Origin of the sequence: Bacillus sp. JJ1533, assembly GCF_036965045.1 — a bacterium.
In the GTDB taxonomy this organism is placed as follows: Bacteria; Bacillota; Bacilli; order Bacillales; family Bacillaceae_L; genus Ferdinandcohnia.
The window spans coordinates 31,152-44,307 of sequence record NZ_JBALOV010000013.1 but is presented as its reverse complement, the minus strand read 5'-3'; the positions used below and the strand labels follow the sequence as shown (position 1 = coordinate 44,307).

The 13,156-nt window shown below is 36.4% G+C and carries 11 protein-coding genes; 8 read left to right on the top strand and 3 right to left on the bottom strand.

All coding sequences use genetic code 11. The features are described 5' to 3' along the window. Positions 1–58: 58 nt before the first annotated feature. A complete protein-coding gene (locus V7138_RS06830) occupies positions 59–1,630 on the bottom strand; it encodes an FAD-dependent oxidoreductase (RefSeq protein WP_335395287.1) in 1,572 nt (523 codons plus the stop codon). A 369-nt stretch (positions 1,631–1,999) separates the two neighbouring features. Between V7138_RS06830 and V7138_RS06825 the strand changes: the two genes are divergently transcribed. Then, positions 2,000–2,992, top strand: a complete 993-nt coding sequence (locus V7138_RS06825; RefSeq protein ID WP_335395285.1) for a magnesium transporter CorA family protein — start codon at positions 2,000–2,002, stop codon at positions 2,990–2,992. Positions 2,993–3,112: 120 nt separating this feature from the next. Here V7138_RS06825 and V7138_RS06820 read toward each other — a convergent pair whose 3' ends face one another. Further along, the gene (locus V7138_RS06820) at positions 3,113–3,733 is read right to left on the bottom strand and encodes a YesL family protein (RefSeq protein WP_335395282.1); all 621 of its coding nucleotides are present in this window, start codon (positions 3,731–3,733) and stop codon (positions 3,113–3,115) included. 226 nt (positions 3,734–3,959) lie between these two features. Between V7138_RS06820 and V7138_RS06815 the strand changes: the two genes are divergently transcribed. The 5 genes from V7138_RS06815 (at position 3,960) to V7138_RS06795 (ending at position 9,415) form a co-directional block, all read left to right on the top strand. Beyond that, entirely contained in the window at positions 3,960–5,042 is a 1,083-nt protein-coding gene (locus V7138_RS06815; protein ID WP_335395281.1) for a GNAT family N-acetyltransferase, read from the top strand. A 270-nt stretch (positions 5,043–5,312) separates the two neighbouring features. After that, positions 5,313–6,572, top strand: coding sequence for a sugar ABC transporter substrate-binding protein (locus tag V7138_RS06810; protein WP_335395280.1), 1,260 nt, complete (start codon positions 5,313–5,315; stop codon positions 6,570–6,572). Positions 6,573–6,780: 208 nt separating this feature from the next. After that, positions 6,781–7,647 carry a carbohydrate ABC transporter permease gene (locus V7138_RS06805; protein WP_335395277.1) on the top strand — a complete coding sequence of 289 codons (867 nt, stop codon included), beginning with the start codon at positions 6,781–6,783 and terminating at the stop codon, positions 7,645–7,647. Between the two features lie 46 nt (positions 7,648–7,693). Beyond that, positions 7,694–8,485: a carbohydrate ABC transporter permease gene (locus V7138_RS06800; RefSeq protein WP_335395538.1), complete on the top strand. Its 792-nt coding sequence runs from the start codon at positions 7,694–7,696 to the stop codon at positions 8,483–8,485. 30 nt (positions 8,486–8,515) lie between these two features. After that, a complete protein-coding gene (locus V7138_RS06795) occupies positions 8,516–9,415 on the top strand; it encodes a Gfo/Idh/MocA family protein (RefSeq protein ID WP_335395275.1) in 900 nt (299 codons plus the stop codon). Between the two features lie 81 nt (positions 9,416–9,496). On the opposite strand, the gene V7138_RS06790 is transcribed toward V7138_RS06795, so the two are convergent. Continuing rightward, positions 9,497–10,852 (bottom strand): hypothetical protein, encoded by a 1,356-nt coding sequence (locus tag V7138_RS06790; RefSeq protein ID WP_335395274.1) that lies wholly within the window; start codon positions 10,850–10,852, stop codon positions 9,497–9,499. Positions 10,853–11,070: 218 nt separating this feature from the next. On the opposite strand from V7138_RS06790, the gene V7138_RS06785 reads away from it, so the two are divergent. After that, entirely contained in the window at positions 11,071–12,087 is a 1,017-nt protein-coding gene (locus tag V7138_RS06785; RefSeq protein WP_335395273.1) for an NAD-dependent epimerase/dehydratase family protein, read from the top strand. Continuing rightward, positions 12,087–13,142 (top strand): dihydrodipicolinate synthase family protein, encoded by a 1,056-nt coding sequence (locus V7138_RS06780; protein ID WP_335395270.1) that lies wholly within the window; start codon positions 12,087–12,089, stop codon positions 13,140–13,142. Before V7138_RS06785 ends, V7138_RS06780 begins: the two co-directional genes overlap by 1 nt. The last annotated feature ends 14 nt before the right edge of the window (positions 13,143–13,156 follow it).

Genomic DNA, 13,156 nt, shown 5'->3' with positions numbered 1-13,156 from the left:
AGGACTACATTATCATTGAAATGTAGTCCTTCAGTTTATTTCTTCCCAAACGTTTCCTTCATTCGTAACACCGGGTCATCTTCAATTGAATCGTCCCATTGTAGTACTTGTCCGTAAGAGAGTAATTCTTTTTTTTCTGTTCATAAGATATACCTTGTACGGTTGTTTTATTTTTATGGGCTAAAGCGGCGGCTGCCCCTGCTGATTGACCTAAAATCATGAACACGGGCTCCATCCGTATTGAACCATAGGCAATATGTGAACTTGATAAACATACGGGAACGAGTAAGTTTGTGCACTCTTCAGCCTTTGGACGTATTGAACGATAGGAGATTGGATATGGTGATATCGGTATTTCAACGTCACCTTCATTATAGACACGTCCATCAATAAGTAATCTTCTAACATGATGAGAATCCATTTGATAGGATGCGAGTCCGATAGAATCTTCAACGGTTACGTCACCTAAACAATTATGATCTGTCATTACATAATCCGCTATCATTCTTTTAGCTTCTCGAATATAGAGTTGATGAGGCCAATGTCCAGTTTCTTCGAATTCATCTCGTGCTAAACCCCATTGGGAGACCTCGTCTCGAATCTCTTCTGGAACTTGTTCATCATTGGCTAAAAAATAGAGCAATCCGAGATTATATGTAAAATGGTCTTGGAAGATTCTTTCGCGTGTTTCGTAATCTCCGTCCGGCCATTCATAATTCATCCCGATATAGTCTGTTGAAAATCCTCCGTAATTATTTAAATCCGTCTTTCCGTTAGGTAACAAGGTATGTAGATTCATTGCATCCCATACTCCCGCATTGATATAACGTAATAACAACGCAAAGCGCTCCCGGTCATAGGAGGAAGGTTTCGGAAATGGAACACGATTAGCAGTTGTTTTTGTTAAACATATTCGAAAATTATAGGCTTGAATTCGCTTGTCGCCTTGACCTTGATAGCCAATGGTTTCAAGGGCAGTTTCTGTATTACCAGGCAATATTCCACTTGAAGGGTCACCCTCAATTACATACGGATCAATCCATTTTTCAAATTGATGGTGGGGGTGTCCAAATTGGATTCCATTGTATCTTTCTTTGTAAGTGGCGTTCGATTCTCTGCCAACAAAGTATCTGACACCTGCTTTCGCCATTACGTCTCCCTCATAGCTAGTGTCAATGAAAAATTCTCCAATATATGTAGTTCCATCTTCCATCAATATTTCTGTTATCCTGTTATTCTCTTTTTTAACTTCTACTACATGCTGATTATAAATAACTTCAATCTCGTAGTCCTTGAGCCATTTTTCAAATACATATTTGGCTGCTTTCGGTTCAAAAGTCCACTGTTCGTTTGTATTGTAATAGTTTCCTAACTCCTGAAAGAATACTCTTGATAAACCACCTATTGCTTCCTTTGCGCCAATATCAGAGGCCCCCAAACCACTTGCAGTAATGCCACCAACATTCTTGCTGAATTCGGCAATGACGACAGATAGACCCATACATTTTGCCTGTATTGCTGATGTAATTCCTGCAGGAGTTGCACCATAAACGATTAAATCTCTTTGTATGACAGACGGTTCATTAGTTTTTGGGGTAGGAACATAATAATGTAATTGACTGAAATCCATTTTGATATCCTCCTTAGATGGGCTTATACATGATAACTCTTTCAAACTTACTTAAAAGTGTATAAGAATAATTGCAATAATCAAGACTTTTAACGGACTTTAAGTAGAATCTTGGAATTCATGAAATTGTTCATTAATAAATGTGGAAAAAAATGATCATTATTAACACGTTAAAGACAAAGATAACACCGAATTTCTCCGTAGCATGCTAGTGTTCAAACAGAAACACAATTTCTTCGTTTACAAAATGAATCACATCCTGAAATCTCATAGAAAACAAATTCATTCCAGCTCTTCCTAAAATAATAAATTTATAAAATTCCTCCAGTATTACATAATAAATAAAAAATAGCGAAAGGATTATGTTAAATGGAAATTGAAGCCGAGAACAAGAATCACCCTTCCGTTTTACTGTATAGATCTAACAAAACATCCATACAGGAATTGTTTAATTTTTCACTGCCACACCAAAAAGGGGATACGGTTTGGGTTCATCTTACCTACTCAAATAAACATCAATTAGAAAAGATAATTGAAACGCTGCAGTTGCACCCTCTTGCGGCAAATGCCATAGCCTCTTTTAGTGAAACACCTAGAATGGACTTTTATAAAAACCATATGTATGTATCGACATTTGCAATTAAAGAAGATTATAAAAATGTAAGAATAAGTATCTTAATGGGTGAGAATTATGTCATTTCTCACGAAGAAAAAAATGACATAGAGATTCTCTCTGCCCTAATCGAGGATTTTAAAGACCACCCAAATCACATGTCCAGTCCTGGTCATATTCTTTATCATATGTTGGAGGAGGTAAGTAAATATTATTTAGAAGCTGTTGATTATGTTTCTAATGAGATTCAAATGCTTGAAAGGAATGTATTTAAAACTCCCTTTGCCAATGAAATTGGTCACAGTGTTTATAATTGGAAAGGGAGGATTCATCATTTAAGACAGGTAGTCGAGGCACAGGAGAGTGTGATTAGGGATATCGGGAATGCCGAAACAACTATCATTAATGAAGACTCAGGGATTTACTTAAAAACATTAGAAAACAATTTTCAAAGGGTGATAAGTGCATTTGATACTTTTATTGAGACGTTAAGTGGAGTGTTTGATTTACAAATGTCTCTAAAAGCAGATCATACGAACGCGATTATGAAGACGCTAACTTTAGTGAGCGTCATTTTTATCCCAATGACTTTTATTGCAGGTATGTATGGAATGAATTTTGAGCTCATACCTGAATTAAAATGGGAATTTGGCTACGTGTATGTCCTCATTCTTATGTTTGGAATTGGCCTTATGATTGCGTTTTACTTCAGAAAGAAGGGGTGGTGGGGAAACAGTAACCCAAAATGAAATTTGGTAAGAGTATGTATCAACAAGTCAGCAAAGAAAAAACTAGGATTCGTTTATCCTAGTCTTTTTGCTTTATGATTATTAAAAGTTCAATTTGTTTTATAAGAAGCCAGATATTTATTAAAACGTCACAATTTTTTTCCGGTTTTTCATTTTCGCAAGGGCACGGTTGCTGCACCACGTAACCACTACAGCCATTACACTTCCTGTAAACAATGGGATAATCCCTGGTATAAAATTTAGAATAATACCAAGCAGCATGCAAGCTGTGAAAATAAGAATTGTCTCTATAAGGGAACTAGCACCTAGTAAAAATGATTGTTTTACATATTGAAAGTATTTCAACTTAAATTTCGTGTAGATAGGAAAGAAATATAGTAACGTTACCAAATAACAAATCGCTAAAAACAGGAGCACTGGAAACAGCAACTGTAGCTTGTCCACATTCTTATATACAAACATAAAGTCATACACTAATACATAGCCGATCAAGATAAAGAATAGCCCAAACTTGTTTAGGGAGATAAATTCTTTTCTAAAGATTTTCCAAAACGAATGAAATATACGATCAACTGGTTCGTTTCGCATCCATTTTTGAACAATAGCAAACATGGCACCCGTTGCGGGGAATAAGCCAAATACCCCTAATCCTACAATAGTATAGCCGATCCACAGTAAATTTAAATAAGCTATTTTTACCATCCACGACGCATAATGATTAAATTTTTCCCAGCCACCCACTATATGTCACCTCATTATGAAAAAAATATATACGGAACAAATTAAAGACACTTAATAGACTTGTCACTTATAAAATTTCAAATAAAATAGAAAGTAAGTTCAGAAAGTTTAGTTGTATTATAACATGATTCAAACTGTTAGCGATTACATTTTTGCTGAGAGGATAAGAAGTTGTCCTCTAATTCTTGTTATTCCTAATGAAATGTAAAAAGGTGAGGTGAATTAAATGGTTGAATACCGGTTACTAGAAAAAAGCGATTTTCAGCAGGCAATTGAATTGGCAGATAAAGTGTTTCGCAAGGAAGGCCACGTCTCCATGGGAGTTGCGTTTCCACAAGTTTTCTCACAAGCCTTCCATCAATCATATGGTGCTTTTATGGAAGGTAGATTAGTTTCCTTTATTGGATTGGTGCCATCTGTACTTCATATAGAAGGCGCAGAAGTTCAAGCTTATTCAATAGGTGCTGTATGCACGGAGCCAGATTACAGGAAAAGAGGGTTAGCCAACACGCTTTTACAAATGATTTTTGATCATGTCAACAAGTCAGGGGCTTCAATTCTCTTTATTTCTGGAGATTTGCCACTCTACATCAAACAAGGTTGCACGTTTTATGGAAAGTTGAAGCAATATAAGCTTCATCAGTACGACCTAAAGCCGGAGAAAGCTTATCATGTTCGTGAGCTCCAGCCTACAGACTGGTTTCAAATGAGAAAACTAAGTCATCGCCGACCAATACGTTATGAACAAAGTTTATTTGAAATGGCTCAACTCAATGAGTCGGCTGGATTTGCTAGTATTTTCAAAATGAAGCACAAGGTTCTTGTTGCAGAAGAGAACAAGGAAATAAAAGCATTTTTAATATTTGGAGAGCCATATCAGGAACAAGAAAACGTTGAGTCTCGAATTATTGAATGGGGAGGAGACCCAGTAGCCGTTCTGAGTTTGCTTACAGAAGCATTTACATACGGGATAAAATCCTTACTATTTAATGTGCCAGCTTATGAAAAAGAGTTGTTACAAAAGCTTGATCCATTACCGGAAAAAGTAGAACAATCATTTCCGGGAACGATTAAAATTATGAATCTAGAGTTGCTTTTGCAGCAGCTTGCTCCTTATTTTAAAGATAAGCTCCAGATTTTAAATATAGATGAAAACAATAAAAGCCTTACATATACTAAGGATTCTGTTACAATCAGTAATCTGGAGCTGGAAGAGCTAATCTTAAAAGGAGATAAAAATGTAGATTCATATATAGGGGAACTATTTCCGATTCCGTTTCCATTTCCACAAGGTTTGAACTATGTATGATTGCTATGTAATTGTCAGGGTACTAAATTAATTCCAATTTTTTATTAAAGACAGTTTATAGACTTGTCACAATAATTCAAAGGAACTAGAATAAGGTTAGTAAAACTATTTGAAATTGCTGAATTTTTTTAACATCAAATGTATAGGCTTTCAATTTTGTGTGTTTTCAGACAATTGATTTATGTAAAGGGGGGATGGATAAAAGATATAGTGGCAAATTGTTAGTCTTTCAGATTTTAATTTTTGAACTTAATAGGGGGTAATTCGTAGATGAAAAAGAAACGTTTTTCGTTCATGGCACTTTTGCTTTCAGGTAGCTTACTTTTCTCAGCATGTAGCAATGACTCTAATACTGAACCTAAAGAAGATGGAAAAGTGGATGGTGAAATCACGGTATGGGTACATCCTTATACAGGTGATGCTACAAAAGAAGAGGAAATGTGGAAAGAAATCACAGCCAATTACAATAAAGAGTTTCCAGATGTAGAGGTGAATATTGAGACCATTCCATGGGCAAACAGAGACCAAAAAGTGCTAACGGCTTTGGCGGCTAACAATGGACCGGATGTATTCTATGCTATTCCTGACCAAATGCCACAATATGCAGATGTTGGAATGCTTCTAGAATTAGACCCATACTTAAAAGAATCCGATCTTGAAGGGTTTGTTGATACTGCATTAGTATCCACTACATGGAAAGACAAGAAGTATGGATTGCCGATCCTGCAAGAAGCCTATACATTCCTTTATAATTTAGATGTCGTTAAAGCGATTGGTGAAGACCCAGCAAACCTTCCAAAAACATGGGAAGAATTTGACGCGTGGGCAGCTAAAGCAAAAGAAAAAGGTTTCTATGCATTAAACTATCTGGGAGGAGGTTCCATGAACGGAACGATCTACCCTTGGATTTGGCAAGCTGGTGGAGATGTTGTAACAGAAGACAATGAAGTGTTAATCAACAGCCCTGAAAGTGTGAAAGCGTTCGAGATGATTAATAATTTCTATCAAAAAGGATATATTCCAGAAGATTCTATTACAGCAACCACACAAGATGAATTATGGTTCGCTGGAAAAATAATGGCACAACTTGGATCTGGAATAAGTATTACAATGATGGAAAAAGAAGGTAAATTTGATTTCGCAATTGCTCCACCTTTAACGGGTGAAAAGCAATTAACATATGGTACGACAGGAATGTTCGTTGTTCCTTCAAACAGTGATAATCCTGATGCAGCTGCAGAATTTGTAAAAGCAGTTACAAATGCTGAAAACCAACGTATTTTTAATACAGTTACTCAGTATATCCCAACTCAAGAAGAGGCAAAAGATATCTTTGATTCAAACAAATACATGAGCCAACTCGCAACATACACTGAATTTGCATTACCTGGTGTCATTCATCCAAAAGGGCGTGCAATCATGCCATTTATTCAAGCTGAAATACAGACAATGATGGCAGGAGAAAAAACTCCTCAAGAAGCAGCAGATGCAGCAGCTGAAGCAATTGAAGCTGAATTAGCGAAGCCGTAAACAAATAGCTTCTTACGTAAAGAGAGTTTTATTCCTTGCGAATAAGACTCTCTGTTTATTAAATGTTTACTTTGTTTACTAAAACTTATGTAAATTAATAAAGAAATAAGGTGATAGCTTGGAAAAGGTCATAGAAACTCATAACACGGTACCTCTAGAAACTCTAAAAAAGGTCAAGCCTCCTTTAAAAAACAGGATAAAAGAAGAATTGAAAAAAAATGGGATTGTTTATATTGTACTGACACCCGTCTTAATCCATTTTTTAATATTTCAAGTCATTCCATTTGTTTATAGCTTCGTATTAACATTTCTCAATTATCGGATTATTGGTACTTCTGAGTTTGTTGGGCTACGAAACTGGAAACAATTATTTGATGATCCGATTGCTTTAAAATCAATTTGGAACACGGTTTTATTTTCCTTCTATTATATAGTCCCTACAATGGCAATAGGTTTGATTTTAGCGCTTGTCATAAAATCAGGAATTCGTTTTACGAAAATTTTTAAAGGGATATTCTTCCTACCTGTTGTTACATCATTTGTTGTTGTGGCAGGGATATGGGAATGGCTGTTTTCAGGAACGGAAGCAGGATTTGTCAACTACCTGCTGAGTTTTTTAGGTGTTGATGCTCAATTATTTTTATCTGATTCTTCACAAGCCCTAATTGTATTGGCTGGTTTGAGTATTTTCAAAGTATCTGGAAGTACAATGATATATTATTTTGCAGGGCTGCAGTCCATTCCAAAAGATATGTATGAAGCCGCAAAAATCGATGGTGCTTCACCTTTAAAATCCTTTTGGTTAATTACTTTCCCATTATTAAAACCGATTCATTTCTATGTGCTAATCATTACAACAATTGGTTCTTTCCAAATCTTTGATTCTGCTTTCCTATTAACAAACGGAGGACCAAATTTCTCGACAAGTACCATTGTTTTTTATCTTTATCAAATAGGATTCACGAATTTGAACTTTAGCTACGCAGCCGTATTATCTTACGTATTATTCGCAATAATCTTAGTTATATCACTCATTCAGAGAAAATATTTTGGTAAGGATCAAGGTATCTATTAATAGTTGAGAGTTGTAAGGGAGATGAACGAACTTGTTTACAAAAATAATGAAATATATTGTCACAATCTTCTTGGGCTTTTGCTTTCTCCTTCCATTTCTGATCATGGTGTTAAGTTCATTTAAAGAAACGACATTTGCAGCAATGGACCCATTATTTTGGATTCCTAGTGATCCATCTATCAATAACTTTACGTATCTCTTTCGGAATGATAACTTCTTACGATGGATTATGAACTCTGTTGTAATAACTGTTATCCCTGTATTTTCACAAATGTTTTTTGCGGGGTTATTAGGCTATATATTTGCAAGAAAGCAATTCTTTGGAAGGGAATTTATATTCTGGACTTTCATGGCTGTCATCATGATTCCATCGCAATTGCTGATCATTCCGAAGTTTATCATGTTTTCAAAATTTGGGTGGATTAATGAATATCAAGCATTGATTGTTCCTGAACTTTGGGCAATTATGGGTGTGTTTTTAGTACGTCAATTTATGCAGGGTATTCCTATGGAATTAGATGAAGCAGCAAGGATGGATGGAGCCAATGATTTTCATGTATTTCGAAAGATTTATATGCCATTAGCATTCCCATCCATTGCTACTGTTGGAACGTTCGCATTTGTAAGTAACTGGAACGATTTATTTCAACCTCTGATTTATATGACAAATGAAAAAATGTTTCCAATCACGGTTGGGTTAGCTTCTACGTTAAGCAAGGAAGGGAACTTTGGAATTGAGATGGCAGGTTCTACTATTTCATTTATCCCGACCTTTCTAATCTTCTTGTTCTTCCAGAAGTATTTTACAGAAGGCATTCAGCTATCAGGACTTAAATAATCTATCTTGGGTTTATAGAGGAGTTATGATATGAGGGATATAAAAATAGGAATGATTGGGTTAGATACTTCACATGCATCTGCTTTTACAAAATTGTTAAATGATCCGACCAACCCCTTTTATATAAAGGGTGGTAAGGTAACTGTAGCCTGTCCGGTTGGATCGTCTGATTTTGTGTTGAGTTATTCTCGTATAGAGGGGATAACAAAGGAAGTAGAACAATGTGGTGTTCAATTGGTTAAGACGATTGAGGAAGTAGCAGAGACATGTGATGCAATACTACTAGAGTCTGTTGATGGTCGCACTCATCTTGAACAGGTGAAGAAACTTGTAGGCTATCAAAAGCCACTATTTGTCGACAAACCATTTTGTCTATCCTCAAGAGAAGCTACTGAAATGGTGAAACTATCTGAACAATACGGTACTCCAATCATGAGTTCTTCTGCATTACGATTTGCCGAAGAGGTAAGAAAGGCAATTGGGATTCAAGATAAAGGAAAAATCATTGGAGCCGACTGTTTTGGACCAATGGACATGGTTGACACTCAACCGGGGTATTTTTGGTACGGGATACATTCGATTGAGATGCTTTATGCCATTTTAGGCTGTGGGGCCCAGCATGTAACTTCTGTATCTACTGTGGACTCTGATTTAATTGTTTCACAATGGGAAGATGGAAGGATTGGCACAATAAGAGGCAGTAGAAGAGGAAATGGTGAATTCGGTGCGATTATTCACTTTGAAAAAGGGAATCATTATGTGGCGATTTCTTCTTCCACGAAACCATTTTATGCTAGCTTATTAGAAGAAATTATTAACTTTTTTAACAACGGTAAAACCAGTGTTCCTCTACATGAAACGATAGAAATCATTCGCTTTATTGAAGCAGCTAATGAAAGTAAAGAGACAGGAAAACGGGTGTATGTATAGTGACAGAATTGATTACTACTGCACAACAAAACAGCGGGTAAATACTTTTACCCGCCATTTTATTTAAACATACATTGCTCTTTATTCGTTTTCATCAATAATAAAGCTAAGCCTATAAATTCGTCTTGGTCTTCCTTTGTAGGTGATCTTTTCTTCGCCTACTATATCTACCAAGTTGGCATCCATCCATTTTAATAGGATACGATGGGCACTCCTTGTTGTTATGTTCAATGTGTCAGCTAACTCTTGGGCTGTATAATCAAATTTCTTATGGCGTGCTACCCTTGCCATAAGCTTTGTCATATAGGCAGCAGACATTCCAGCTTTTTCTGCTTTTTGCAGTAGTTCTGCGTCTGTAATAGATAGGTCGTATTTTTCATACTGAGTATCGGTTATCATATCAACTGGTCCAATCACACTTTGGTCTTCACGGACGATGTAACAAACATTACCGCCTAATTCTTTTGATTGTCGGAGTGCTAATCTCGCGTGATTACCAGCTTCAGCGGCTGAGAGACCAAAGCCAACACCAATGCTGATGGAAACACCAAGCTCTGTTTTAACCGAATTCAATAAGGGGATGAACTTATAACCGCGTGTTTCTCTTTCGAAGATACCGCGTGTGGTGATAAACGAAAATTCTTCTCCACCGGAATTAATCAAATGACCATCAAGGAGCTTTGTGTAATTTAACATGATTTGTTGGAATTTTAGTTTAAATAATTGTACTTCATGTTCGGATGTGTATTTTTCTGTAGCTTTATCAAACTTGTCAATATCAATTATCCCAAAAACGATTTGAGATTCCTTATGTTTACGAGCTTCCGTTGCAAGTAATGCACGTTCGAGGGATACAATAAGGTCCTGATAAGTAGGGGTAACCCATTCATACGGTATAGACAATTCCGAAAGCTTTTGTGCGATTTCCTGAACGCCAGTGATGGCAATGGAACCATATTGTTTATAGTTGTCTTTGTGAAAATAGACAATTTCCTCAAAACAATCAGGCTGAATAGAAGTGGGATAGGATGTACATACATAGTTCGTTTCATTTAATTCATACAGGATCCGACGGATATATTTTTCTTCAACCGTATCTATAGAGAAATGTTTAGTATCATACTGATTATTTATCAGGAACAAAGACCGATAAAGTCCAGTTCCCATTATGGGAACGTAATGCGCTGGTATTGAAAAGTCGATTAGCTGTTTGGCTTTGAAATAAGTTGGAAATTCCGTAAACAAAAGAACTTCCACTTTATTGATCAAAGCTGTCATAACCTCCGGATCAATAGATGAGGGTGTTGAATGTAGAAATAGTGGCTGAAAATTCGGGAATGCTTCAAGCGCTTTCATTATTTCCTTTTCAAGTGCTTCAGGACTAACAATGCCAATAATAATTTCAGTACCATGATCTGATAATTGGTTTGTTTTCATCATGTCATCTCCATTTAAAGACATTTCTTTAATATGTCTTTTAATAATCTTATTATTAGATTAAGAGGAACTTATCCAATTGTCAATGATAAAAGAGGTTTTACTTAAAGACATTTAAGAGACTTGTCTTTTAATATTCCCAAATATACAATTTAGGTAATCAGTAAATAACCATGTTTTTCCTAATGAAATGTCAAATATATATGAGGAGGATTTAAATGAAAACGATTGCTGAATTAGAAGATTTTATGTCTACACCGAGCACCAATTTAATAAAGGACATCCAAAAACTAGACGGAGATATTATGATATTAGGCGTAAGCGGAAAAATGGGGCCGACATTAGCGAAATTAGCAAAAAGAGCTGTAGAGCAGTCAGGTCTTCCGAAAAAAGTAATTGGTGTTGCAAGATTCTCAGATGAGAGTTTAATAGATGAACTAGAAGCGAGTGGAATTGAAACAATCAAAGCGGATTTTTTAAAGGAAGATGACCTCCAAAACCTACCTAATCTAAAGAACATTATCTTTATGGCAGGTACAAAATTTGGAACAGTTGGGAATGAATATCGGACATGGGCTATGAACGCGTATCTTCCAGGACGGGTCGCAGAAAAGTTTAAAGATTCACGAATTGTGTCTTTTTCAACAGGAAATGTTTATCCACTCACTTCTGTTTTAAGCAATGGTTGTACAGAGGATGTGACGCCTAATCCTGTTGGTGAATATGCACAATCCTGCTTAGGTAGAGAACGAGTTCTTACTTACTTTTCTCATAAAAATCAAACACCAATCGTTCATTTTCGCTTAAACTATGCGATTGACCTACGCTATGGAGTATTACTAGAAATTGCAAAATCCGTACACAATGGGAAGCCCATTGATCTAACAATGGGCAATGTCAATGTGATCTGGCAGGGAGATGCCAATGAATATGCGATTCGCTCCTTGTTGCATACAAATTATCCACCAAAAATCATTAATGTAACAGGACCTGAAACATTGTCAGTTAGATGGCTTGCAACGGAATTTGGTAAACGAATGGAAAAAGAACCTGTATTCGTGAATAATGAAAGCCCTACGGCATTACTAAACAATGCTTATCAAGCTCATAAATTATTTGGTTATCCAAAAGTAACTGTTCAACAAATGATTGATATGATTGCAGATTGGGTTGTAAGCGATGGTCATACGATCAATAAACCGACACATTTCCAAGAAAGAGAAGGTGCATTTTAATGCTGAAAGAGGCTGTTAAGAAAAAGCTTCATGAGGGCACCGTAATTCCTGCTCATCCGCTAGCGTTAACTGAAGCAAGACAACTTGATGAATCAGGTCAACGCGCCTTAACACGCTACTATATTGATGCAGGGGTAGGCGGTATTGCAGTAGGAGTCCATACAACACAGTTTGAAATTCGTGATCCTGAATTTAATCTTTATGAAAGAGTATTAACAATCGCGATTGAGGAAACGAAACGTGCCAATGTTCCTGAGCATTTTATTAAAGTCGCAGGAATATGCGGACCTACTGAACAGGCTCTTAGAGAGGCAACGTTCAGTAAAGAGGTTGGCTATGACTTAGGATTATTGAGCATGGGTGGCTTGAATCATGTATCCGAGGATGAATTAATTGAACGCGCTGAAAAAGTAGCAGAAGTTATTCCAGTATTCGGTTTTTATTTACAACCTGCAGTAGGAGGCAGGATTTTCTCGTATGAGTTTTGGGAACGATTTGCTTCAATTCCAAATGTATACGCGATAAAAATAGCTCCTTTCGATCGATATTGTTCAATTGACGTTGTTCGCGCGGTTTGCCAATCGCCTCGAAATGAGGAAATCGCTCTTTACACGGGTAATGATGATAACATTATCAATGATTTACTTACAACATTTGAATTTAATGTTGGCAATCAAAAAGTGGAGAAGAAAATCGTTGGGGGTTTACTCGGACACTGGTCTGTCTGGACAAAAACAGTTGTGGACACGTTTGAGGAAATTAAAGTGGTAAGAGGTCAGAAATCAGTACCAAATGGGTTATTAACACTTGGGCAACAAATTACAGATGCCAATGCAGCGATATTTGATTCTCGAAATAGCTTTAAAGGCAGTATAGCTGGCATTAATGAAATCTTAGCAAGACAAGGACTACTTCAAGGCAATTGGTGTTTAGTGGATCGTGAAGTTTTAAGTCCTGGTCAAGCAGAAGAGTTAGACCGTATTTATACTAGCTACCCACACCTAAATGATGATGAATTTGTAAAAGCAAATTTATCAAAGTGGCTGTCTAAATAATTAACGGAAGAAGG